We start from the raw sequence: 26017 nt of genomic DNA, 5'->3' as shown, positions 1-26017 counted from the left end.
CACTGCTGCATCTTCTGATCAACACCAACCCGACGCACTCATAAACAGAATATTACTCTCGCACGCTTTGACAAGATGACGGCTACTGATTAAACCATTCCCATAACCAAGCAAAATAGTTTTGAGCATCACCGAAGGGGGCTTCGCCACCGAGGCAGAAAATGTATCTAAACAACGTCACAGCTCACTATTTGAAGGTCGTGATTTATCGCGACAAAACACTAATTACCTGCAAATAAAAAAGCGCCAATACTGGCTGGGGCTGAATACTTACAATTCAATAAGCATAGTAATTTTAATTAGGTAAACAAGAACTTATAGGTTTATTTAATTGAAAGACAAAAAGATAGAGCTGCCCCAGTTTGTTTCGGTAACTCATTAAAAATACTGCTTAAGCACGCCATATAAACTCTTCATATCAATAGGTTTGGCAATATGCGCAGCAAATCCCTGCGCTAAATACGCTTTAACGTCATTGGCCATCACATTAGCTGTTAACGCAATCACCGGTATTTGTTTATTCACCTCTCGAATTTTTTGTTGCGCCTCAATACCATCCATCTCAGGCATGTGAATATCCATCAGCACTAAATCAAAGCCTTGTTTTGCAAATAGTTCGACTGCTAACAGCCCATTTTCGACCATTGTTAATTGAGCGTGAGTGGCCTTTAACATCGTTTGGATCACGATTTGATTAATCTTATTATCTTCAGCGATGAGTATTTTTTTCCCTGTTAGATTAGGTGCTAACAACGATTGAGCGTTATTTTTCTTAACCATCAGAGTGGTTTTTTCCAAAGGCAAGACAACGCTAACCCGAGTTCCCTTTCCAAGCTCACTAGTCAGCTCAATATGGCCCCCATTAATGCCACCAAATTACTCGTTATCGACATCCCTAGCCCCGTGCCCCCATATTGACGGGTTGTCGAAGTATCGGCCTGCGAAAAGCGCTCAAATATTTTTTGCTGCGCCTCTTCATTCATGCCAATACCCGAATCAATCACGTTAATACATACTGCCTGCTGGTCGTGATAGCGCGTGTAATCAATCGTTAGCTCAACATGCCCGTTATGCGTAAATTTAACCGCATTAGAGACAAGATTTAACAAGATTTGTTTTACTCGAACAAAATCCCCCACCCAACCATCAACAAAACGCTCATCGATGGTCACTACAAAATCGAGACCCTTATTACTTATCTGCGCATCAAGATCATATTTGACCGAATCTACCACATCAACCAGAGAGAAAGGCGCTTGTTCTAGCTCAAGTTTGTTCGATTCAATTTTTGAATAATCTAAAATATCATTAATGATGGTAAGTAAACTTTGTGCCGAATAAGTGGCGTTATCGAGTATGATGCGCAAGTTATCTTCTAGCTGAGCACTTTGTAACAATTGCAACCCGCCTAAAATGGCATTCATCGGAGTACGAATTTCATGGCTCATGTTAGCTAAAAAATCACTTTTAGCCTTAGCAGCATTTTCAGCGGCTAATTTAGCTTTGGCTAACGTATTCATCGCAATGACTTTCTCAGTTACATCGTAATTTACACCAACGACTTTGATTGGCTGTCCGCACTCGTCTTTTAAAATTTCCGCACTGGCCTTGAGCGTTCTTACACATCCATCAGGATGCACCACTCTAAATTCAGGGTTATATTCTCCAAGGCCAGCCACTGCAGACTCTAACTCCGCTTTTGCCCCTTCAATATCATCAGGATGAACGCTGTTTGTCCATGCTTCAAAGGCACCCGTAAACGTTTTTGCTGAAATGCCATACAATTTGTACATCCAGTCATCCCACACTAACGCATTGGTCGTTAAATCCCATTCCCATACACCAATTCCTGCAGAATCATTCGCTAACTGCATGGTACGATTGCTAGCATCAGCTTGTTTTTTAGCTTCAATTAATTGGTCTTCAATTGTCTTTTGCTGAGAAATATCCTGTACCACAGACCAGATAACATTATTACCATGCTCGTCAGTTATTTTTATACCCGATAATAAAACGGGGTAAGTGTGACCATTTTTATGAGTGTATTCTTTTTTATATGGACCGTAACGTCCTGTATCAGATAGTAAATTTAACTGTTCTTGCTCTTGAGCTTGATAAGATTGTGGTGTGAGTTCCCAGTAATCCATCTCATTAAGTTCATCAACGTTATAGCCCGTAAAACGACTAAATTCGCGATTTACATAATTAAAAGCGCCATTATCAAACGCGTTTATCGCAATGCCCACAGGGGCCAAATCTACAAATGTTTCAAATTTTTGCTTCTCTTTTAAGTATGCGTGTTCATAACGTTTAATTTCGGTTAATGCCGCGCTTAATTTGTCTTGCGTTTCAATCAGTGCAGTAATATCTCTGCCAATTACCAATACTAAGCAGGTTTCGTTGAAATGGATTGCTGTCAGTGATACTAAACAAGGAAAGATGGATCCATCTAAGCGCGTGTGCGTCCACTGAAATAATTGAGCTCCGTCGTGCAATGCTTTTTCTAAGTACGCTTTGCCCATATCTTCAGAAGGGCGGCCACATGGCTGAAATAGAGGCGATAAATCAGAAGGTATTAAGGTTAAAAAGTCCGCTTTACTAGCAATACCATGCATCTCAACCGCAGCTTGATTACACTCTACAAACTTGCCTGAATTTAAATCGATGATCGATAATGCATCGGCTGACGCATCAAACAGCATTTTATATTTATCTCTTTCGAACGTAATTTGCTCAAGTTCTAACTTAAGCCGCTTGTTTTCATCTTCCAAAAAATTGTAACTTCTTTCTGGCATCAATTAATCTCAATCAGTGATTCTAATAGATAAGCGAAGTGTAGGTTAAAACCACCAAAACAGATTGAAATATAAAACATTCAATACATAAATTACCAAAACACTGACTCCCTAGGTCGTGATTTATCACAACAAGTCTTATCTTTGGGAACAATTGTGATAAAAAAACATTCCACCACCGAGCGCCCCAAGGCGCTGTGCTACAACAAGGTTAAAGCACATCATAATCGCTCACATTTCAACCAAAACAACCCAACCCAACCGATTAAAAACATGTTGAAGTAAACACCCAGATTGTAGGTCGTGATTTATCGCGACACCACTTAGCTTTTGGCGTCATTGTGAGATACAAACGTTTTCACCACCGAGAACCCCGAGGTGCTGCGCTACACCGAGGTTAAACGATTATTTTACGAGCACTAAATTTTAAAAATCATTTTATTTCAAGAAGATATTTATGGGTGATGAGATGGACACTCCCAAAACGGCGTCTATGCGCCAAACTGGAAGGAGATTCGTCAGGGTCAAGTCCTGAGGGATCCCCACAATTTTATCCAAGCTACAAGCACTCACGGCAATCCTTATTTAATTGCTTGAGTGCTTCTAAAAACGTTTTCAGTTTTATTTTATAACCAAATTTTTCGAAGTATTGCGTCCCCAAACTAAAGCTAGACAGCACGTTTCTATTCTTTATCGTATTCGCCTGAAAGCTTCTATGCACATTTAATATTTTTGCCGTTAAACCTGCTAGCCAAAGGATAAAATTAGCAATTAATGCAATCAATAATGCGACATTTAAACGGCCTTTTTCATAGCTACGACAATGACGTAAGTTCAAACCATTACTCGTGTTTTTTAAGTCTCGAAAGGACTCTTCTATCTGCATTCGCTGGCTGTAAATTTTAACCATATCTTGCGCTGAATAATTAATATTGCACAGTGAGGTAAATAATAACCATGGCTCCGTGGCGCCTTTAGCATGTTTCAAGCTTACGCTGCAGCGAATCGTTTTTCCTCGAAGATTTTTCTTTTTTCTTTGTTTAGGCTTTGATTTAAACAAGTAAAAGTGACCACTCAATGAATTGGCTTTAGCGAGTTGTGTTTCAAATAGATAAACGGGTTTTGCTGTCGCTTTAGAATAAAGTGTTTTTACTGGTAACCAACACGTATCATCTTCTGGCTTTTGATATTGTGTTTGATGCCTCACTCTACCTACAAAATCCCAACCAAATTTAAGCACTAACTTAAACCAAGGGTTGCGAAATCCTGCATCGGTAACAATGATCGGCTTGCAATCAGAAGGTAATATTGATTTAAGTGTTTTGATGAAATCCTTATGTACGCTTTGCTTCATGTATTCACATTCACGAAAACTTTGCTCATAGATTGTCATTGCTCGACCTTTAACTGGCACCGCTGCCCGTAATAAATGAAACTCGCCACAGGGTGTTAACCCAGACCAATCAATCGTCACGCATGGGCGTCTAATTTGACCAATCACGCGGTGAGTGATTTCTTGGTAATAGTGATAGCGGGCGAACTGGACGCGAGGGTTGCCAAATAACCTATCTATTCGTTTAATATTGTGTTTAACCTTCGCATTGCTCTTTAGCTTTCTTCCCAAAGCAGCAATGGATATGAACGTATGTTGGCAGAGTGTTGCTGCTGCTTTCATTAATGTGCAGTGGTTACGCTTATCAATAACACCTACTGTATTAGAAAATGTTTTATGTAATAATTTATTTAAGTGCATAGTCGATTTAGTATGTAATTTCTTTGGTCGGAAAAAGCATATAAGATCAAAATTAGCTATGCACTTCACTTCAACTATTTTTTTTATATTATCTTATTGATTTATATTATCAAATTGTGGGGATTCGTCAGGACCTGACCCCATCTATTACGACCTGACCCCATCTATTACAGTTGTTGAAGCGGCCGCTTCGCTAAATATTACTGACAAGCTACTTTATAACTGGGTAGCGAAGTTTAAACAACAAAATGAAGATTCAGAGTTATCCAAGGATGATCGGGCTGAACTCGTTCAGCTCAGAAAAGACAATAAGCGTTTGCTGATGGAGCGCGAAATATTAAAAAAGGCTTCAGCGTTTTTCGCAAAAGAAATGAAATAAAATATTCATTTATAACAAGTTTAGGTAAACAGTACCCAGTTGCAATGTCGTGTAAAGTGATGCGAGTTAGCAAATCTGCATACTATGCTTGGCGAAAGCGCCCCGCGATAATTATCAGTGCACAAACACTGAATTTACATCGAAGAGCGAAGAGGCTTTTTGAAGTAAGTCGAGACAGTCTGGGTAGTCGAGAGCTTGGGAAAAAGCTTCGTAAAGAAGGCTTCGATGTTAGCCGTCATCGGGTCATTAACTTGATGAAACGATTGGGTTTAGTGGTTAAGCAGCGCATCGCTTACAAAGTCACGACAAAGCGCAAATACAGTGATGCTGTGGCGGATAATTTATTGAATATGAATTTTAATCCGCCAGGCCCCAACCAAGTGTGGGCAGGCGATGTGAGTTATTTAAAAACCGGCGAAGGCTGGCTATACCTTGCAATTGTAATGGACTTATTTGGTCGTCGCATTGTGGGTTGGCATACGTCAAAACGTATGACGACGGGCTTGATTGAACAAGCGTTTTTGAAAGCCCATCGCTTACGACAGCCTCCAAAAGGTTTAGTGTTTCATAGTGATAGAGGCTCTCAATACACGAGTAAACGCTTTAGAGACTTATTAAAGCGACTTCATTGTCGCGCTAGTATGGGAGACGTCGGTGCTTGTTGGGATAACGCCGTAGTTGAAAGGTTTTTCGGTAGTTTAAAACATGATTGGTTGTTCAAGGTAGCGCAACCAACAAGAGAGCATATGACGCAAGATGTTGCAGCGTATGTGAAATATTACAATCTGGATCGGTTGCATTCGTCGAACGGCGACCAATCACCCATTGAGTATGAACATTCCTTTAGAAAAGTGTCCGGTTGGAGTTGACCAGAACAACTTGGTTAACTCTACAAAATAGGCGTTAAGCTAAATCATTTTTTTTACTAATCATCGGAATAAACACTGAGTAGCTCAAATGTAGTAAGATCCTGATTTAGAATGGTTAACGTAGAGCAAAGGATTCTAGTTTTTATGACTGCTACATCTTATTTATTATTTTTCTTTTCAACTTTAGGTGTATTCAATGGTGTGGTTTTAGCTTCATGGATGCTAATCTGGGGGAATAAAAATACAGGAGATACTTGGTTTGCCATACTGTTGTTGTTGATAAGTGTGCGAATAGGAAAGTCAGTCGCGTTTTATTTTGCACCAGATCTAGATAAAAACATTTTACAGCTTGGTCTTACTGCCTGCTTTCTGATTGGGCCATGTTTGGTAGCATATATTTCCAAACAGGTTAAAGCTCACGCAGTGTATTTTTCGGTTAAATGGATTTTCATTACGCTTATTTCAACCATTGTTATTGTAGGGATTGTATTTCCTTATAGCTCTTATGTAGATTTATGGCAGTATTGGATATACCGTGGTTCCAGTTATTTGTGGCTAGTGTGTTTGCTGTTAGCCTTTTATTTTTACAGAGTTCAAATACGTGACTTAAAAGGCCAATGGCAAAAGCTTTTTGCTGATAAAGCTTTTGCAACTTTAGTAGGTAGTACTTTAATTTGGGTTGCTTATTTTACAGCTTCATATACTTCATACATTATCGGGGCATTAAGCTTCTCCCTGATTCTCTATTTGTCATTACTCGTAATGCTTAAGTTTAAACAAAATAAAACAGAAGAAGTAGACAAGTATGCCAATAATAAACTTACCGAATCACAAATACGGCAATATTCATTAATGCTTGAAAAACTTATGGATAAAGAGCAGGTTTTCATTGATCCACAGCTTACTCTACCTCGTTTAGCAAAGCGTTTGAGTACATCACACACGGTGTTATCACAGCTATTAAATGAACACTATCAAATGAACTTTAAACAATACATCAATAGGCAAAGAGTAGGGCTTGCTCAAAAACTTTTGCTTGAGCAACCTAACGCAAGTATTGACGATATTGCTGAACAAAGTGGCTTTGGCGCTTCATCAACATTTTACAATGCGTTTAAACAGCAAACAGGATTAACACCAAATCGATTTCGCACTATGAATTTATAATTTCAGACTACTGAAATATAACTTAGCTTATTGTTTTTATTTTATTTAAGTTAAATTAATTCCAATCTACATACAGAGAGTTTAATTTAATGAAAATAATGTATAAAGCCTTAGCGTTACTGCTTTTAGTAGTACAATTTTCATCATTTGCGAATGATAAGACACAAGATCAGCTCGAGGTTGAAGCGGTAGTTCAACAATATATTGATGGCACTAGTAAAGGTAACCCCAGCCTAATTGAAGATGCATTTCATTCAGAAGCTTCCTTGATCCTTAGCCACCCCAAGAAGCCTTTTTGGCAGGTTTCAGTAAAAGAATTTGCACGTTGGTTTGAATCTTCCAAAACTACCCGTTCAGGCTATATTCTATCGGTTACTCTTGATGGTGATATAGCGACTGCTCGCGCATTAATTACCGTCGCAAAGCCTGTTAAAAAATATGTTGATCAGTTTTTACTTAAACGATTTGCAAAAGGCTGGCAGATTATTAGTAAATCAGCGACACAAATAGATACACAACAAAAGCAAGCTCAGCTAGAAAGTGCGATGAATAAAAGAGTGCTATTTATTGCTTCAAGTGCCGATCAACACGGTAAGTCAACACTGCCTACGGGTACTAGTTTTTCAGAGTTGGTTGAAGCCTATGAAGTTTTCATAGATTCGGGCTATCAGGTAGATGTAGTTAGTACACAAGGTGGTAAATTACCTCTTGCTTATATCAACACTTCTGATTTAAAACACAAACAATACATCTATAACCAAGATTTTATGTATTTATTAGCAAACACGCTATCACCCGAACAAGTTGATGCCAGCCAGTATCTAGCGGTGCATTATGTCGGAGGTGGCAATGCTATGTATCAAGTAGCAGAAAATAAAACTCTTCAAGCTATTGCCATGCAGGTATATGAGAAAAATCATGGTATTGTATCTTCTGTATGTCATGGCACCGCTGGCATCGTTAATTTAAAGCTTAGTAATGGCAAATATTTAGTTTCAGGACGAAAAATAAGTGGTTACCCGACGGAATTTGAAAAGACCGACGCCAACTATTATCAGCAATTTCCATTCGACATTGAAGAAACGATTAAACAACGTGGTGGTAAGTTCTTTTACGGTGAACGTAACCAGCCTTATGTGCAAATCGACGGCAGACTAATCACGGGAACAAACTATCAATCGTCGAAGGGGGTTGCTTTGGCAATGGTAGCCGAAATGAACAAAATGAAACGTTTAGGTACGTTGTAAAATGTATATGTTAGGTGAATTTTTCTGACGTTATTTCAGGCTTTTAAAGGGCTATAAGAGTTAGAATCGAATGGTCTGTAATTACACAAAGTCCTTGCTCAAGAGGTGATGTTGTCTAGGCTGCTCAATAGGATTCAGCTATGGAGATTACGGTGGCTGCTTGATTAGCGTCACTTTATCAAATGACTGGACGGTATCGAAAGCGTGCCACCAAGCACTGTCGATAATCACAACTGCCAAAAAATACAAAATACATGCCACTCATAAATATCTCGTTGATTTTAAATAATTTGTATTAAAAATCAATACAAAATCGATATCAAAGGGTGTGGTGGATTGAACGAATGTTGCTTGAGAGGGATTTATATTGCGGCTTTTTACCATCAAAACCGCTGATGCTCATAAATAGACATGAAATATCGGATTTTTAGGCATGATAAAACTAGGCTGTGCCTAGTTTGTTTTAATTCAGGTTAACAGGTGCGAGTTAACCTACCCCGCGATACCAACTTTGTTGATGTTGATGGGCACATTGTCGAAGGGCACTGGGTTGACCTGCAAAGTTACTATATTGTCGCCTGAAGTTTTGTACAGCTTCAAGCCACACGGCGGTTTCTATTCCCAATTCGACCAGTATTTTAGGTTGAGCTTTACTGATTGCTCCGCGTTTTTTTGGGTCAAAATGCCGACCACTCCAATCAGCAAGTTCTAAATAATCTAATAACTTAAAGGGAATAGTTTGATTATTTTGGTTACTGCCAAACGCCATCAGTTGCTTTGGTTGATATGTAGCTAGCTTGGTATTTTCTGACGTGGACTGCTTTTTGTAATGGTTAATACGCTCTTGAATTGACGTAAAGTCGCTATCTTGCAGGTTTTTCGCCATTTTGGCTCTGATTGGGTTTAAATCGACGTACATCATGCAACTGAGTACAGCTTGCTCGTCCAGTAGCGCTTGAGATTTAAAGCGTCCCTCCCAAAATCGGCCTGTGCAGTTATCTTCTTTAATGGCTTCTATGGCAATAAACTCGTTTACTTATTTTAAAACGAAAGTCGCATGTACCAACTGATGTCGTAAAGCCTGTTGCGCCACACTTCTACTGTTTTATCAACGCTGTACATATAGGCTTCATCAAGCTGCTCACCCTTGCGGTAGCGGTCAACCAAAATTGTACCGTGATACAACTAATACCAGCGCTCTATCACTTCATCCTTTGACCAGTTTAATGCCCTACTTCTATCGACCCTAAGCACCAAATGGTAATGATTCGACATCACCGCATAGGCCGCAATATCAATGGCAAACACTTGCGATAGCCGTTTAAATCGCTCAACTAACCAAGCCCGTCTGTGTTCAAAATTTTGACCGGAATACTTATCAAAACCCGCTAAAAAAGCCCTACGAACACAACGACTGATGCAGTGCTTATTTATTAAAGGAAAGAAGGAGTGGAATCTAAATCAATTAACGACCGTCTTGCTTGTGCCCCTTTGTTATTGCAAAAAGTAGCCACCAAAACATGAAGTGATTAAGTAAAAAATAGACCCACTATTGTGATTTTTCAACGAGATATTTATGGATGATGAGATGGACACTCCCAAAACGGCGTCTATGCGCCAAACTGGAAGTGAAACTCAGTTATTCTAGGAGCATCCATCATGAAGTGTAGAACTATTGGCATTGATTTAGCAAAATCTGTTTTCCAAGCGTGTGGAGTGAATCAACATCTAAAACCTGTTTTTAATCAACGATTAGCTAGGCGTGATTTTTATGCTTTTATGGCAGAGCAACCGCCCACGCAAGTGGTGATGGAAGCCTGTTATTCATCCCATTATTGGGGTCGAGAATTAACCCAATTAGGGCATACTGTCTGCCTAATCCCCGCTCAACATGTTACGCCCTTTGTTCGAGGGAATAAAAATGACCGCAATGATGCTCTAGCCATTGTTGAAGCAAGTCAACGACCTAACATTCGATTTGTGCCGATAAAAAGTGAAGCGCAACAAGAAGTCATGGCATTGCATCGTATTCGTGAACGGTTAATTAAAAACAAAACCGCATTAACAAACCAAGCACATGGTTTATTGAGTGACTTTGGGATTATTTTCAGTCAAGGAGAGCGCTGCTTTTCTGTCATGGCCCATATCGTCGCGGCAAGCTCACACGTGAGCGAAAATATAAAATCTCTGGTTGCCATGTTGCATGAAGAGTTTTTAGGGCTTAAAGCCAAGTTAAAAGTAATCGAAGCCAAATTAAAACAAAACTTAACCCAGTTTCCACAAGCAGAAATACTGCTTAGTGTGCCAGGAGTTGGTTACATCATCGCTTCCGCGTTAATTGCCTGCATTGATAAAGGGCAAGCATTTAAAAGCGCAAAATATTTTGCTGTTTGGTTGGGAATAACACCTCGCCAATATGCATCAGGTTCACATAGTTATATGGGCAAAATATCAAAGCGAGGCCATCGTTATTTACGCAAGCAACTCATTCATGGCGCCAGAGCCGTCCTTAATCGCTATAAAAATGAAAACGATGCGCTCAAGGTGTGGGGTGAATCGGTCGCACATCGACGTGGTTTTAATAAAGCGGTGGTTGCCATTGCCCATAAACTTGCACGGATTGTTTGGCACTTGTTGCAAAAAGATGTGATGTACCAACCCCAACATATAAAGGCCTAACATGAAGATTTCATACCATAACGTTATTTATAAATGGTTGCTTATTCAACCATTACCTAAATAGTAACGGGTTGTTCACACCACTGTTAGCTAACACATGTTGATGAGTAAACGGTTTTCCCGCTTGAAAATAACCTGGTTGAGACAAGGGTTTAAAATCCGTGTGGGTGTTAAGGTATTTCAAGTACGGAATTCATCAGAGGCCGGCGGGAGTCAACTCCCGCCACTCTTTTCTTGATAATCTGAGGAAAGAACAGAGCCTGTATATATGTCAGTGCTGATATTTTTAATATCTATTTATCAGAAAACCACATGAACATATGTTAACGAACAAAAAGAATAAACGATTTATTTTGTATTTTTTACAAGATAAAAACTGCTCATGCTTGCAAAGTGGGTCGTGTCCATATATGTCTTATTTTTTTAATTAGTTGCTGCTGGGAAACCGAAAAAAGTAGCGCTTATTGCGTGTGTCAGGAAGATGATTGTGATCTTAAATTCGATGCTCAGAGACGGAGTAATGTGGGAAGCGCCAAAAGTTTAAAATTAGCTATTGACGCCATAGTCTCTTGTTATGTGTATAAGGCACGAGCCCGTACTATTTTTACTTGTGATAAAGACACAAAAAATAAACTGCTCAAAAAACTCTTCTTACTATAAAACAAAAACGCCTTCGCACTTATTATATTGAACAAAAAAGTATACTTCCAATATTTTAATTGAGAATTTACATCAGGTTACATTTACCTAAATGCATAATTTTACTGGAATGGTATATTTAACACAGGTTTAACAAGCTTATAATCTGCACCGTTTATACGCTACTATCCTTTAGCTTAAATCTGCCACCTTTTAGATAGCGTAAGTAATAGTTCTCTTTGGTAATTTAAGGATCAAACATGAAAAAAATAATGTCAATGTGCTTTATGTTAATCGCCATTATCCCTATGGTGAGCAATGCAAATGAAACTGTATCGTTTCCTAATTTGAAGGGACCTTGGTTTGGCCAAGAAATACCTGGTTTAATAGCAGAACCCTTTGCACTTGGTACTGTCTCAATCGAAGGGCGTTATGAGTTTGGTGTTTCATTTTCAACAAATTTAACAGAAATGTACTTTACAACGCTAGAGATTATCGAAGGCGTTGATACAGACCCACAAATTTACTATTCAAAGGTAGAAAACAACCAATGGACAAAGCCCCAAAGAGCTAATTTTACGAAAGGTAAAATGACATATGAATTAACCCCCCATGCAAGCCTAAATGAAAACAGAGTATACTTTACAGGGCGAAAGCCAGATTCCAAAGATTCTGGAGTCTGGTATGTAACTCCCACTAAAAGCGGATTTAGTGAAGCCAAAAGGTATGAATCACCCTACAACAATGGGCGATTATCCGATATGAATCAAGGGCAAAATGGAGACCTTATTTTTACTAATATGTCAGAGCGTAAAATGTATTATGCTAAAAATAAGAATGGTGAATTTCAACTACCAAAGCCTATAGATATTGAATTCGGTATTCACGGGTTTATTTCACCAAATGAAGATTATTTATTGGTGAATGCCCGTAATAAAGACAACAAAGATAGAAAAGACCATGACATATTTGTTTATTTTAAAGAAAAAAATGGCTCATGGTCAAAGCCTATTAACCTAGGCCCAGCCGTTAACACGCAGCACACAGAATCGGTTGCTAGAATTACGCCTGATGGTAAGTTTTTATTCTTTGGCCGTTACAATGAACCTAGCGGAGCATCGAATATTTATTGGGTAAGTACACAGGTGGTTCACGAACTAAAGAAGCAGTATTTTAACAAATAACTGTTCTTGCATTTTGGACAATGCATAGAGTCAAGCTCAATACACATAACGAGGCTGTAGAATTTCTATTTTTATAAATTTGGCCATTTTTTTGACCTCCTGTATCGCTTTCTAAGCGACAATCTCGTACTAAGCAATGCATTTGAGACCCCTTAAATCACCTAAAAACTTGACCAAATGAGTAATTCTACAGCCTCAACGCCCATTTAATGGGTAAATAATTGTTGGCTAAAATAGTGAGGAACGAACGACAGCCAACTGTTATTTGTCCCTGTTTAAATGCTTGTTATGTGGCTATTACTCTAACCTAGTTCTATAACATTTGGATGCTTTTCAGATGAATATTCATGATATATATCATCGAGGTATGTTCCAAGTTCAGTAGACTCTAAATCAGATGGGATAACAACGTCGTAGACTCGTGAACGAATACCTGTATCTGATTCATTAAATAGTTGCCATTCTTCATTTTTTTTAAGAACGGACATTTGTTTGCCAAATACATTGAACTTGATAATCACAACCGAAATCTCCTAGACACATAACGAGGCTGTAGAATTTCTATTTTTATAAATTTGGCCATTTTTTTGACCTCCTGTATCGCTTTCTAAGCGATAATCTCGTACTAAGCAATGCATTTGAGACCCCTTAAAGCACCTAAAAACTTGACCAAATGAGTAATTCTACAGCCTCAACGAGACTGTAGAATTTCTATTTTTATAAATTTGGCCATTTTTTTGACCTCCTGTATCGCTTTCTAAGCGATTATCTCGTACTAAGCAATGCATTTGAGACCCCTTAAATCACCTAAAAACTTGACCAAATTAGTAATTCTACAGCCTCAACGCCTCGTTAAGAGGCAATAAAATAGTTGGCTAAAATTAGCGACGAAGGAGCAAAAGCCAACTGTTTTTTGTCCTTTTAAACGACTTGTATGGATAATAAACCCATCAAATTATTCTTTTAAACCGAGTTCGGGTAATGTGAGACCCAGGCTTTAGCTGCAACTAAAGCTCTCTTTTGTGGTAGTTCGATTGAGCGATGGATCCTCTGTTGAGAGACCGATAACAAGAATGAACGCCACAAAAGACTCCAAGCATCACACTCGAATAGTCTACTGGGTCTCGAACCCGCATTATGCAAGCAAGAGTTAGCTTATTATGAAAACAAATACTAATCAAAACATTAATGTCGGTGTCGATACCGGCAAATTTCAACTCGATATTTATATTCGCCCTCTTGATATCTATTTCACCGTTAAGAACGATGAAAAAGGGATTGCTGAGGCAATTAAAAAATCAAAATTCACTCTCCAAACCGCATCATTATTGAAGCCACTGGCCGCCTTGAAATGCCCTTTATTATTGCATGTGCAAAGGCCAATTTACCTTTTGTCATTGCCAACCCAATACACATAAAACGCTTTGCTGGTGCCATTGGTCAACGCGCTAAAACCGATAAGCTGGATGCACAGTTAATTGCACATTATGGCGAAGCAATTAAACCCACACTCTCCACCCTAAAGCCTGACATTATGCAGACTATGAGTGATTTGGTTGCCAGAAGAAATCAGCTGTTAGTCATGCAAACGATGGAAAAAAACCGCCTGCAAATTTTACCAAAAGAGCTGATTTCAACCATCAAACCTATTTTAACGGCCTTTAAAAATCAGATTGAAAAAATTGAAAATAAAATTCTAAAACTCATTGAATCATGCCCTGAATATTCAGCCAAAAACACGATCCTACAAAGCATGAAAGGCATTGGTAAAATTGCCGCTGCCTCCATCATCAGTAACTTACCTGAGCTTGGCTATATGTCGAATAAAGAAGCCGGTGCATTGGTTGGCGTTGCACCTATGAATCGCGAAAGTGGCCGCTATAAAGGGCTGCGCAAAATTCAGGGTGGCCGACATCAAGTACGCACCGTTTTATACATGGCGATGATGTCAGCCATCCAATCAAATCCTGTTTTTAAATCAACTTATCAGCGATTAGTTGCTGCTGGGAAACCGAAAAAAGTAGCGCTTATTGCGTGTGTCAGGAAGATGATTGTGATCTTAAATTCGATGCTCAGAGACGGGGTAATGTGGAAAGCGCCAAAAGTTTAAAATTAGCTATTGACGCCATAGTCTCTTGTTAACTGCCAACTACTCATCGACTTCTTCTTTTGAAGACTCGTCAAATCTTCGGTAAGGGCTGTAGTCAAAATCAGTCCCTAGCACCTTATCAAAATGGCTACGAACCTTAGGGTGATCTCTGTAAGCTCGACCCCGCGCCCAAACTTGGTTATTAGGTTCTATCTTCTCAAGTAGATAAATCGCACTAGCAACATTGAAAAGCTTCAAATTAGGTAAAATCACTTGCGAGAACCTTAAGTCTGCAGTGTCAAAGCTCCTACTAGCACAATAATAAGAAGCTACCATTTTACAATAGCATTGCTCCCACTCATCAGAATCTGACAGGTCTAGAAGATACTCCCATTGATTGTCACTAAACTTAGGATGATCATCACCCTCAATCCACTTAACTATGTTTTCAAAATGATTTTCAAGATCACCATTTATGAACCAACCACAGATTTTACCAACATCTGTAGTTTCAACCGCATGTTGGATTTTTAATTTAGAGTCCTCGGCTAGGACTGGATAAACTTCAGGATACAGAGATAAAAAAAACGTTAACGCTTCAATTGGCGTTCCACTTGGAGATATATTATTGAAGTAATCTGGTTCACTAGCCACTGTGTCTGTAAGTAATCCTTTATTTCTGTCAGCGATTACACGCATGGCTTTTAAGTTAACAAACCTATTCTCAGCACACTTTTCATCATCAAGCTTAAAAGTTAACTTCCAAAGCGTCTTAAAAAGTGCCATTTCTAAATCAGGTGAAAGCCTATCCAAATAACGGCTTTCAATATATTTCTTTAACTTTTTAAAAGAATTTAATGCGTCTTTTGCTTCATCTAGATCTTCTAGAAACTCTTGAGTCACTTTTTGTGTGTAGAAAGGTGGCTTTATCAAAACCCCTTCCAAAGTATTTCTAATTAGAGACCTGACAGTTTCTTTATTAGGAGTGTAGAGTTCGAGATTTTCTTTCAATACAGGGTGTGCAGATAAGTGACGTTGCTTTTGCAAATAACGTAAGTTTTCATATTCAGAGCTATCAATCAGATTGGTTTTATTGAAAACGTCATCCAATATTTGAAGCTCCCAACTAGCAGACTTCGGGTCTGCTTGTTGAGAGCTTTTTACATTGTCTAAAATATTTTTTGCCACTTTATCGTCATATTGGTCTACTAAAACTTGAAGTTTATAAACCAGATCGCAAATAGACACTGACCACAGCATCACTACTGAAGATCGGTAACATTTGTTTTGATATGAATTTATAACTTCAGAGAAATAACTCTTAGTTTTGCCAAAGTGAATTTTTTCAGCCAATGATTCCAATTCAAATTCTTTCATGTACACCTTTACTATGAATGGCAGCTAACAATTTAGTATTTATGCGACACGCTGTTTGTGTTGCATAATCGCTTGTTGGACTGAGGCGCTACCTGCTCGGTGTTTGAGTGGGTATTGTTTATGCTATGGGAATTTGCTTTTCGTGATGTAGGCTACATCACGCTTACTTTATCGGATTAACGGTGTTTTCTTAGCCTTCCCTGCATGACTCAGCCATTTTTACGTCCCCATTACACCTAATTTTTAGCGCTGAGGCAATCTTATTTTTCCTGGGCACAGCGTCACCTTACCTGAATACTTAAACAGGTTAACCCTCTGATTTAACGAAGCAAGCGTGGCCGCTAGCTCGTTCGCTCTCCTTTATTCATCACTTCATCAATAGTGACGATGCCAATAAATCGCAGTGTGCCTGTTTTACATTTTTGGCACGGCCAATGAGGTAGCTGTGTTTCTTTTGCTGTCTTTGGTTTCAGCGGTTTATCTGTCTGTGGCGCGTGTGCTCTTATTAGTGCGAGTGTTCGTTTTCGACATGCATTGGCTAAAAATTCATAGTGGCGAATGCGCATAAACCCTTTGGGTAATACATGCTGTAAGTATCCCCGTAAAAATTCATCCCAAGAGCCTCGGGCAAAGCCCGACACACAAAAGCGGGCAAGCTTCGCAAGCAGGCTTGCACCTACGCAAAACCCAAAGCTCACGCCGATGCCAACAAATTACCCCTTAAATCAAACCTGAAAAAATAGATTTGATGAATAATGCACGGCAGGAACTCGAGCAAATTGCCCCAACTATTAAAGGTAAAAAAGCCATCCTTAGCCATTAGCTCCAACATTCGTCCTAAACGGTCGCACAGCCTGTGCGCTCTTGTATATTTGGACTTTAGCTCTTTACTCTATGATTCTTTACTTTAAATAAAGTACAGGTAGAGCAAAAAGAAAAAGAACAAAAAAGAGTCCTGCTCGCTTATCAATAGCACTTCACTACATCACGTAATCCGTTGATGGTTCTAAGCTTAATCCTTTAATATTGGTTACTAGAGCCCAGTCGGGGGCAAACCTTGCAAACGCCGTAATTCTAGCAAGTGACTAATTTTTCTAATATTACAGCGCATTACAAGTTTAATTGAATAAATGATGAGCGAATACAATTGAAATGCCTAAGGGCTGCCCAGCTTCGCTCGCCTTGGCAAGCAAGTTTGTACCTACAAAAAAAGCAGCACTGGGGCTGTGCTGCTTTGCATTGTTACATAGGAAAATGTGCGGCGTGTTTTAGCACGCCAAGGTCTAAAGGTTAATTGTAAAATAGGGCTATTTTACATCCACTTGCAATGCAACATTACTGCCTGTGGTATCGGCGGTGATGTAATACCAGCCAACACTCGGATTATTGACTGTAATACTTTGTACCGTGGTGCCTGCGGTGGTTGACTTATGCTGATATTGATTGGCATTTGCCCAATTCACATCTGAGTACAATTTCACTTCGCCTGCTCCATGCGCCGTTTGAATGGTCACTTCACTTTCGTTACCAGTAAAATAAATATAGTAACTGTTATGACCTTGGCCCGTACAAATTGCTTTACCCGACTCAACAGCGCCATAGGTAAATAGGCTTTGTGAGGCACACGCATTGCTGATGGCTGAATCGACCGGAGGCTCAGTTCCGCCGCCATTATTACCGCCGTCAGCCTGACCTTCAGTGACAGTCAAACTGACCCCTTGGTACTGGCCGCTGGTATCAAGGCTGATATAACGCCAACCACGATTAGCGATGACTGCCAATGTTTTCGTCGTGCCGCTGCCACCCGACTGCGCTTGTGCATTACTTTGTGTCGCCCAGGTATCAGCATTAAAATAAATGCCTACATCGCCTTCGCCACCCGCTGTCGTAATGACTAAGCCAGTATTGTCGTTTTCAATCCAGACATAAAATGACCCGCGACCACCTGTGACACACTCAGTATCGCCCAAAGTTAAACGACCTGAGCTAATCGTTGCTTGGCCACAATTGCTCACTGTGCCGCCGCCATTGTCTGGGTCATTTGGATATGGATCACTGTTGTCACCTTGACCATCGCCATCTGAGTCGAGCCATTCTGACGCATCATTTGGAAAGGCGTCGCTGTTATCGCCATAACCGTCACCATCACTGTCTTTGCTTTCGCTGGCATCAAATGGGAAGGCATCGCCATTATCACCAACGCCGTCACCATCACTGTCTTTTGTTTCAGTTGGATCAAACGGAAAAGCATCTTGCGCATCAATTACACCATCGCCATCACTATCAAGTGGCGAAGTGCCGCCAACAATCTCGTTACTGATCTCATAACGATTAACGCTATTTTCTTCACTCATCACCGCCACAGCTAAACATTGACCTGTTTCTGTGGTGACTGCGGCGCGACGATTACCAAACCATTTCCAGCTGGTTGCACTATCGTAAGTATCTCCTTTGTTTAAAGTTTTAAAACCAAAGCTTTCACTGAGTTCTCCAGTTTCATTATCAACTCGGTAAACACGCACCGCTGTATCACTGGTATTGATAAAAGCAAAATCGGCTTCAAATGGGCCCGTTAAGTGCTTTTGCATCAAGTCACAACTACCTAACGTATTGGCTGCTGGAATGATTTCCGCCGGCTCTGCAGTGGCGACCATGTTTTGATCAATCGTAAAGTTTGCAGTTTCATTGTTAAGCACACCGACACTTAAGCAGTTTAAGCGCGCATCGGTCACCATAATACGGCGATTGCCATACCAAATATCTGAGCTGTAGGTTTCGCCTTGAGCTAATGTGCCGTAGCCAAAATCAAACCCTGTTGCTGCACTGGCATACATAGGTTTGCCGGTCAAATTATCGATCCGAAATAAACGCACCGCAGTGTCACTAGTATTGGTAATGCTAAAGCCGTGGGAAGTGTCTTTAATCACATGCGGTTGCACAAGCGCGCAACTACCCATTTGATCTTGCGCAGGGAGCGTTTCTGGCACCACATCCTTCACTAAATTTTCATCAACGGTAAAAGTATTGTTTTGCGACCCCATCACCGCTATACCAATACAATTTAAATTACCATCTGTCAGCATTAATCGATCTGCTTCGCTCCAGTTAGTGCCGATATAACTGTCGCCCTGATTAAGGGTTTTATAGTTTTTAGCAAAATTCGCTTTCCCAGTATTATTGTTTAACCAAAACAGTGAAATAGGCGTATTGGTGGTATTGCTAATACTAAAGTTGGTCTTGGCCGCATCAACTTTGCGTACATATTGCTGCGCTAAATCACAGCTACCAATACTATCGGGCGCAGGTAGGGTTTCAGCCTTCGCTGCCACTGCTTGGGAATTAGCCAAAACAAATGCTTCAAAGCCTGCCTGCGTGCGCTCTGCTACCGCTTTTAGCATGCTGACATAATTGGCTTGATTACCTGCGCGCATTGCTGCGGTGAGTAAATGAATGTCGTCATTATGCTCCTCTGCAAGGTAACGCATAGCGAAGTAACTCCACGGATACAACTCGTCGTAACCATACGCCATAAATAACAAATTATATAAAGGTGGGATCACTTGGCCTTTTAACGAAGCAAGTGTGCGTGGGTGGTCATCCCCATTAGCCATGTATTCGGCCATCCCTTCAGACCAAGAGACGTTGTAATCAAAATAACCAAATGAACCCGTTTTGATATAACGGCCATCCAAGTAATGCACATACTCATGGCGCAAGTTATAAATTTGGTCTTCATATTGGCACGAACCACCAACCCAATCATCTGGGCATTGCATAGCAATAAATCGTGCTTGATTGCCTTCGTTTTCGGGTGTGCCTTCTAAATACATGCCACCATTATCGGTATCGATGCCATAAAACTCTGGCGCATATTTCTTATATTCGTCTGGGCTGGCAAAGGCGATGACTTCAAGATGCGCATTTTTATCCCCTGTTACTGGGCTGCCTTGAGTATTAAAAAAACTATGAAAGATAGATTCTTGTGTCGCCATATCAGTGCACGATTGCGCCAATGTCGCTTGGCTAATGCTGCTTTGCGCACGAATAGTTATAAACTCGTTGCACTGATGGCTCACTGTTAAAATATCGCTTTCTTTGGGCGGCACAATACAATGGCCAAACAATGCATCGCCCTCGGCACACTGGCGCCCAGCAGACTCGAGATAATTTTTTGTAGTAATGGTTTCAATAGTTTCAAGGCTGAGTGAGTTTTGTAGCGTAGTTTGCGCTTCGCGTACTGTGCTATCAAATCGCGCTTTGGCTTCATCGCTTGCAATGCTGGCAATTTTACCCAGTGCAATAAAGCTATGAGGCACAATCCATTTGCGATCCGCTTCGGTAGTCCAGCGTAAATCAACCGCAGTTTCACCTAAATGGGCAAACGATCGCAATACCGAGAGCACATCGAGCATACGATTATTAAATGCTGTTTTAGTTGCGGCATCACCATAATAGGCTGCAGAGCCCAGCGCACTGAGCAGTGCCATGGTCGCATCACCTGCATTGTTTGCAGCAAACGGATTACGTTGTAATGAGTGGTACTGAAGTGCAGCTAAGGCATGAGGCAGTAAATCTTGATAATGCTTTGCCCCTGCACCACGCTCAAAGTTATTCAGCGCTTTGGCAAACCCTTCTTGAATGACGCCGCCTTTGTCGGTTAAAAAGTCGCTCATTTTGGCAACAGCAATAAAAGCATTACTAAGCGCTTGCGCTTCATCAGCGGTCATTGCTGAGGCATGAAATTTATAGGAGCCTAAAAAATACAACAACTGGTTTAAATCAGGATCGCTAATGTTATCGGCGCTCGCCAAATAATGAACTGCGTTAGTAACATCGCTCAGCGGATCATTCGCAGCACTAGCAAGGCCTTTAAAGTCGGCATACACCGCAGTCAAAATAGTGGGAATAATCGCGCCATATTGACTTTTTGAGCTAATAGCTGGGCTAGTGATCGTAGCATTAATATTAGTATCAAACACAATATAATCGCCCATCGGCGGTGGCACATCGCCACCACTGATTGTCACTAACAGTGAGGTTTGTGCAATGTTACCGTTGATGGCGAAATGACGTTTACCCGCATGAGAGACAAAACTGATTGTTTCATCATTGGTACCGGCATTGGCACTGCGAAGTTGCTCATCACCACTCCAGCCATCACCATCATATAAAATAATGGTTGCATCCGATCCGGTAAACGTACCGCCACTGGTAGCAATCGTGACATCACTATTGTCATAAGGCACGGTGACATAAAAATAATGACCGTAGTCGGTAATACACTGTGTTTGATTGGCTGGCACCTCGCCCTGACGAGGCAGTGTTTTTTCACCACATAACTGAGCGGCATTCACAGCCCCTATGTTCAGCGACACAAAAATGGCACTGGCGAGGAATGATTTTCTGGTTGTTAGTATCATATTCATCAACTTTGTTAAAGTTTCCAAGGGTTTAATTAACACTGCACCATGCTGGTTAAGTCCTTCACTGCCTGAGGTATGTCCTCAATTTGGCAGTCCCTCTCAAATCCATTACCTACCCCAAATATTGTTTACATTTAATTATCATTTGAGATACAAACGTTATACATTAAAATGTATACAATATTCAATAAGATTTGAATTGTTGATACCAACTATTTTCAGCAAAGTACCATTTGCGGTAACTTAAAGCTCAAAATACGCCAATAGGCTATTCACTAAGATTAAAATCGACATAAAAAAGGCCAAGTTGCAACGCAACTTGGCCTGAATAACGCCCTTCAAGGCATTACTTGAGACTGGAAATCAAAATATTTTAACCTCAAAACGACCTAAGTTAGTCTGTTACAACAAAGGCTTTGGCCGAAAAGTAAGCTTGATCAAATTCCTTAGGTGCAATAAATACCAGTTGTAATTTGTCATTTTGCGCCGATAAGGTGGTACGCAAAATTGGGTTAGGCCCTGTGCTTGGATAATTGGCTTTTACAATCAGCAGTTCATTTTTGTCCGTTGAAACGGTAAAAAATCCTGAATCGTGACCATATTTAAGATTTTCTTTAATAAGCTTACCATTCAAATACACATCTAAATCCGTCATCAATGGAAAATAAGTATGGATGATATTAAAACGATAGTTATCGGGCCCAATGGCATCTTTATATAAATACACCGCACCGAGCTGCGCTTTTTGCTCGCCATTACTTGTAGAGTCACCATAAGCAAATAAATAGTAAGACTCATTTTCGCCAAATACAAAATGGGTGGTATCGACGATTGGCTTAGATACATAATCTTTGACATCAAAGCGATAAGTATTACTTTGTGCTTTTTGATTTGTAAGGACAAACCTATCGCTGCTTTGGCCGTAAAGCAGCGAATTGCCATTGTAGGTTAACTGCACTTTTTTATTATTGTTATCGTCATGCCAACGGATCACCGCTTCGTTACTGACTAAATTCAGTGCACGCACATTGGCTTGTGCATTTTGCTCATCACAGGCACTGAGTAACGCACACACAACAATAAGAACTAAAACTTGGATTTTCATTTGATTGCATCATTGAGAAATTATGCATTGAGCGTACCAGTGAAAATTTCAACAAGTTGCTGCCATTTGTAATCAGATGATAGAAAAATGTAATTAAGCCCAATGCTCAATAATAACTCGACCCCAAGCGGCTATTTTCAACGTTAACAGCGTTTTATCAACGTTCGGACTCAATTTTCTCTGGCTAGAGATAAATAAACTAGGTATTTACTTTTAATTCAATATGTTGGTAAACCCTTAGCCAAAACTCAGATGAATAATACAAAACCAATAAAAACCGCTGATCGTCACACCCCGCTGTGGGTTTTTATTTGTTAGTTGAGCTAAATACAACTAAGCCAAAAACGTCTCTTTAAACCAGCTCCAGATCCCAAATGAAAAGTGAGGGAAAATATCAATGCCCAGTGCAGATTTGATGATATACAGCACAAAAATGCCAAATAAGGCACTAAACGTTAAAAATGTGGTTACCATCATGGCCTGCATCATAAGGGCAAATTGTTTTTCTTTGCGGCTCAGCTCCCGACGATTTCGCCCTGCAACAAATACATAATAATAACGATATTTAAATAGCTTAAACGTACTGCGCACATCAACTTTATGATTGCCCCAACTGCGTGCCCCTAAAGCAACCCGCAAGTGCGACAGTTGCGATTCAGTAAAACTGTCTTGCACCTCTTTTGGCATGCGTGCAAGCAAATTTTGAATGGCGCTATCACTGCGAATATCCAAGCGAGCTTGCTGATTTTCATTATCGAGTTGCTGTTGATCAAACTTTGTCATGCCACTTTGCCTTTTATACTCATTATCATCGCCCATATTGAGCGGGCTGCATTTTAACAAACTATGTTAGCTTGTGATAATTTCAAATAAAAAAGAGCCAACACCCAAAAGACATTATCTAATTGTTAGCAGCCAAACTGGTTGCGCAATTGGCTTGGCGTCATGCCCGTCCAACGCTTAAAGGTACGTCTAAAATTAGTTAAATCGGAAAACTGCAATGCAAAAGCGACTTTTTCGTTGGAATAACCTTGCTCTAACATGGCAAAAATAGCTTTTTGCTGTCGAACCTGATCTTTAAGCTCGCTAAATTGACAACCATGCTGCTTTAACTTTCGCTTCAATGTGGCAGGGCTGATGCACAATTGCTCAGCGACCTCTTCAAGTCCAAGCTGACTTTGATGCTCAAGCAATTGCACAATATATTGGATCAAACCCACCAGCCGAGCCGATTTCAATTTTCCAAGTTGCGCTAAAGCAAAACGCTTTTGCGTTAAACTAGTATTAATAAAAGGCATGGTTAACAAAGATTTTGGCACTGAAATCATAAAAAATGGAAAATCAAACTCACACAAAACAGCAAGATGCGTTTGATATTGCTCTAAATAATCAGGCTCTGGATAAGGAAACTTAATTGTAATAGCAGGTGTATAACCTAACTGGCGCTTAAAATTGGCGATCAGTGACGAGGCTAAAAATTCGCACCAAAAACGCAGCCCTTGTTGCTTGGGTTGCCCTAATGCAAAATTAATGATCAAATGTCGCTGATCTTGTTGATCTCTCGGCTGAAAAAATAACATAGGACAGAGCTGAAATTGAAAACACTGGCTCAAGCGCAGCTGCGATGCAAAATTTTGGCAATGATTTAACGCTTGAGGCAATAAACCATGAGGGGCCAAGTTAACATGTCGCCCATATAAAAAGCTGACATCATCACCTGGAATATACTTTAAACTATTGTGAATAAGCTGATCCAGCTGGTTGATGCTTATCAATACATCGCGCTTAATAATATCTTGATAAAACAGTTGAGTGCCTTTAAGCAACTTATCAACATGCACCCCACGGGACATAGCAATATCAATCAATTGGGCCGCAAATTGCTGACTACTGAATAATTTTTGCTGTTGCTCAAAATAGCGCATCAAGCTGCAACACTGTTAGGCAGTTTTTGCACCGCTAATTGCTGGCACAATTGCTCAATCAGTTGCTCGCCAGTGTGACCTTCTTGCCACGTTACATGGCTACAATAAGCTGATAACTGAGTCTCATTTGGTGTTTTAAACCGGGTATGAGTTAAACTGCACTGTAAATGATGCATCATCACAGTTGCTGTACATGCGGGGGTTGCAGGTAAAAAGACAATAAATCGATCACTGGCAAAGCGACAAATCAAATCTGTTGGCCGGCAATTGAGCTGCATGCATTCTGCCACTTGGCGTAATATATCATCGGCGTGACGTGTGCCATATTGGTTATTTAATTGATCAAACTTTTTCAAATCAAACATTAACAAGCTAAATGGCTGAGCATGTTGCTCACTTAACTGCACTTCCCGGTTAAGCTGCTGTTTCATATATGCTGCGCTGTATAAACCAGTCACAAAATCTGTCAAGCTATGGTCGCGATAAAACCGCTCTCGCTGTTGTAATTTATCATTAATGCTAATTTGCTCATGATGCCAATGATAAAGCGCCACGCTCATTACCATCATACCTAAAGTCGCAGGTATTGATTCAAAGGTCGTGATCCAACCACTATTCGGATAAGTCCAAAACTCATCGAGTAAATCCAGTAGCATCGACAAATGCATTGCCAACAAACCAATAAATAACAAATTAGTCACTCGGCCTTTTAAACGACTAAATAAAGTCGCCAATAACCAAAATAAGGTCACAAGTGTCATGCCCCCTTCACCGAGCACATCAATCCAATCGAAACTCGAAAACGGCTTGGCCACCCCTAAATAAGAGGTGAGTGATAATGTAACGCTGATACAAAGCGCCATAATCACAAATAAAGGCCGGTGTAGTAGCGCAAATCGGCTATTCATATTCAATCCAAAAAAAGGTCGTAAAAACATCGTTATCATAAATCGACCTATGCAGCATAAAAGGGTCACAATAGCTCAGCTAAGTGACACTTTTTTTAATTTTCTTCTCCTTTTTATACTTAACCTCAGTTTTGGATCAGAGATTTGCTAACCAATTAAATTAACAGTAAGCAGCTAAGTTACTCATCGCTAGTCAAAAATCGTCAAGGGAACCGAGGCGGATGGATACGTTAATAGCGGGTCTACTCCACATTAATCCAATGCTGTTAGCGTTAAAAATAACTGCCTGAGATAGAGTGATTATCCGATTTTGAGGGTACTTATATCTGCGCCAAAAATAACAAATATTGATTTATATGAGGGGTCAAATTAGCTCACTTACATTCTTTTTAGAAACAAAACAACTCAAAAAAGCTATTAAAAATAAGTTGTTATAATCTCTGACATAAATTGTTCACTTTTTAACGTTAGCGTGTGG

At 40.0% G+C, this 26017-nt stretch carries 16 protein-coding genes and 5 pseudogenes; 7 read left to right on the top strand and 14 right to left on the bottom strand.

Features of this window, described 5'->3' with window-relative positions; translation table 11 throughout:
- Positions 1-27: 27 nt before the first annotated feature.
- The 4 genes and pseudogenes from PTUN_RS19205 to PTUN_RS19190 all read right to left on the bottom strand — a co-directional run.
- Positions 28-147, bottom strand: a pseudogene (locus PTUN_RS19205) (transposase); the annotation flags it as partial.
- Positions 148-378: 231 nt separating this feature from the next.
- Positions 379-780, bottom strand: a complete 402-nt coding sequence (locus tag PTUN_RS22325) for a response regulator (protein ID WP_009837070.1) — start codon at positions 778-780, stop codon at positions 379-381.
- Positions 781-842: 62 nt separating this feature from the next.
- Positions 843-2795 carry a PAS domain-containing sensor histidine kinase gene (locus PTUN_RS19195; protein WP_009837071.1) on the bottom strand — a complete coding sequence of 651 codons (1953 nt, stop codon included), beginning with the start codon at positions 2793-2795 and terminating at the stop codon, positions 843-845.
- A gap of 559 nt (positions 2796-3354) precedes the next feature.
- Positions 3355-4548 (bottom strand): IS4-like element ISPtu1 family transposase, encoded by a 1194-nt coding sequence (locus PTUN_RS19190; RefSeq protein WP_096035274.1) that lies wholly within the window; start codon positions 4546-4548, stop codon positions 3355-3357.
- A 154-nt stretch (positions 4549-4702) separates the two neighbouring features.
- Between PTUN_RS19190 and PTUN_RS19180 the strand changes: the two are divergent.
- The 3 genes and pseudogenes from PTUN_RS19180 to PTUN_RS19170 all read left to right on the top strand — a co-directional run.
- A pseudogene (locus PTUN_RS19180) lies at positions 4703-5796 on the top strand (IS3 family transposase); the annotation flags it as partial.
- 111 nt (positions 5797-5907) lie between these two features.
- Complete coding sequence (locus tag PTUN_RS19175) at positions 5908-6963, top strand: AraC family transcriptional regulator (RefSeq protein WP_083781241.1); 1056 nt, start codon at positions 5908-5910, stop codon at positions 6961-6963.
- 89 nt (positions 6964-7052) lie between these two features.
- Positions 7053-8210, top strand: coding sequence for a nuclear transport factor 2 family protein (locus PTUN_RS19170; protein WP_198138421.1), 1158 nt, complete (start codon positions 7053-7055; stop codon positions 8208-8210).
- Between the two features lie 487 nt (positions 8211-8697).
- Here PTUN_RS19170 and PTUN_RS22535 read toward each other — a convergent pair whose 3' ends face one another.
- Positions 8698-9132: a hypothetical protein gene (locus PTUN_RS22535; protein WP_332468341.1), complete on the bottom strand. Its 435-nt coding sequence runs from the start codon at positions 9130-9132 to the stop codon at positions 8698-8700.
- Between the two features lie 119 nt (positions 9133-9251).
- Positions 9252-9395 carry a hypothetical protein gene (locus PTUN_RS22530; protein WP_332306583.1) on the bottom strand — a complete coding sequence of 48 codons (144 nt, stop codon included), beginning with the start codon at positions 9393-9395 and terminating at the stop codon, positions 9252-9254.
- Positions 9396-9869: 474 nt separating this feature from the next.
- On the opposite strand from PTUN_RS22530, the gene PTUN_RS19155 reads away from it, so the two are divergent.
- From PTUN_RS19155 to PTUN_RS19150, 3 genes and pseudogenes are all read left to right on the top strand, one after another.
- Complete coding sequence (locus PTUN_RS19155) at positions 9870-10889, top strand: IS110 family RNA-guided transposase (RefSeq protein WP_096035273.1); 1020 nt, start codon at positions 9870-9872, stop codon at positions 10887-10889.
- A 427-nt stretch (positions 10890-11316) separates the two neighbouring features.
- Positions 11317-11433, top strand: a pseudogene (locus PTUN_RS21880) (IS110 family transposase); the annotation flags it as partial.
- Between the two features lie 355 nt (positions 11434-11788).
- Positions 11789-12712, top strand: a complete 924-nt coding sequence (locus PTUN_RS19150) for a hypothetical protein (RefSeq protein WP_009837078.1) — start codon at positions 11789-11791, stop codon at positions 12710-12712.
- A gap of 302 nt (positions 12713-13014) precedes the next feature.
- Here PTUN_RS19150 and PTUN_RS22675 read toward each other — a convergent pair whose 3' ends face one another.
- Positions 13015-13233 carry a DUF7661 family protein gene (locus tag PTUN_RS22675; protein ID WP_009837079.1) on the bottom strand — a complete coding sequence of 73 codons (219 nt, stop codon included), beginning with the start codon at positions 13231-13233 and terminating at the stop codon, positions 13015-13017.
- 639 nt (positions 13234-13872) lie between these two features.
- Between PTUN_RS22675 and PTUN_RS19140 the strand changes: the two are divergent.
- A pseudogene (locus PTUN_RS19140) lies at positions 13873-14822 on the top strand (IS110-like element ISPtu2 family transposase).
- A gap of 39 nt (positions 14823-14861) precedes the next feature.
- On the opposite strand, the gene PTUN_RS19135 reads toward PTUN_RS19140, so the two are convergent.
- The 7 genes and pseudogenes from PTUN_RS19135 to PTUN_RS19105 form a co-directional block, all read right to left on the bottom strand.
- Positions 14862-16178, bottom strand: coding sequence for a hypothetical protein (locus PTUN_RS19135; protein WP_009837081.1), 1317 nt, complete (start codon positions 16176-16178; stop codon positions 14862-14864).
- Positions 16179-16519: 341 nt separating this feature from the next.
- Positions 16520-16798 (bottom strand): annotated as a pseudogene (locus PTUN_RS22035) (transposase); the annotation flags it as partial.
- A gap of 687 nt (positions 16799-17485) precedes the next feature.
- Entirely contained in the window at positions 17486-21598 is a 4113-nt protein-coding gene (locus PTUN_RS19125; protein WP_232284972.1) for a collagenase, read from the bottom strand.
- A 397-nt stretch (positions 21599-21995) separates the two neighbouring features.
- The gene (locus PTUN_RS19120; RefSeq protein ID WP_009837085.1) at positions 21996-22706 is read right to left on the bottom strand and encodes a DUF4397 domain-containing protein; all 711 of its coding nucleotides are present in this window, start codon (positions 22704-22706) and stop codon (positions 21996-21998) included.
- A gap of 333 nt (positions 22707-23039) precedes the next feature.
- Positions 23040-23489: a hypothetical protein gene (locus PTUN_RS19115; protein ID WP_050760013.1), complete on the bottom strand. Its 450-nt coding sequence runs from the start codon at positions 23487-23489 to the stop codon at positions 23040-23042.
- Between the two features lie 125 nt (positions 23490-23614).
- The gene (locus PTUN_RS19110) at positions 23615-24631 is read right to left on the bottom strand and encodes a helix-turn-helix domain-containing protein (RefSeq protein ID WP_009837087.1); all 1017 of its coding nucleotides are present in this window, start codon (positions 24629-24631) and stop codon (positions 23615-23617) included.
- Positions 24631-25539 (bottom strand): GGDEF domain-containing protein, encoded by a 909-nt coding sequence (locus tag PTUN_RS19105; RefSeq protein ID WP_009837088.1) that lies wholly within the window; start codon positions 25537-25539, stop codon positions 24631-24633. Before PTUN_RS19105 ends, PTUN_RS19110 begins: the two co-directional genes overlap by 1 nt.
- Positions 25540-26017: the final 478 nt, after the last annotated feature.

Source organism: Pseudoalteromonas tunicata (assembly GCF_002310815.1).
In the GTDB taxonomy this organism is placed as follows: domain Bacteria; phylum Pseudomonadota; class Gammaproteobacteria; order Enterobacterales; family Alteromonadaceae; genus Pseudoalteromonas; species Pseudoalteromonas tunicata.
Note: the sequence above shows the minus strand (reverse complement) of the source record. Positions and strands in the feature narration are given on the sequence as shown.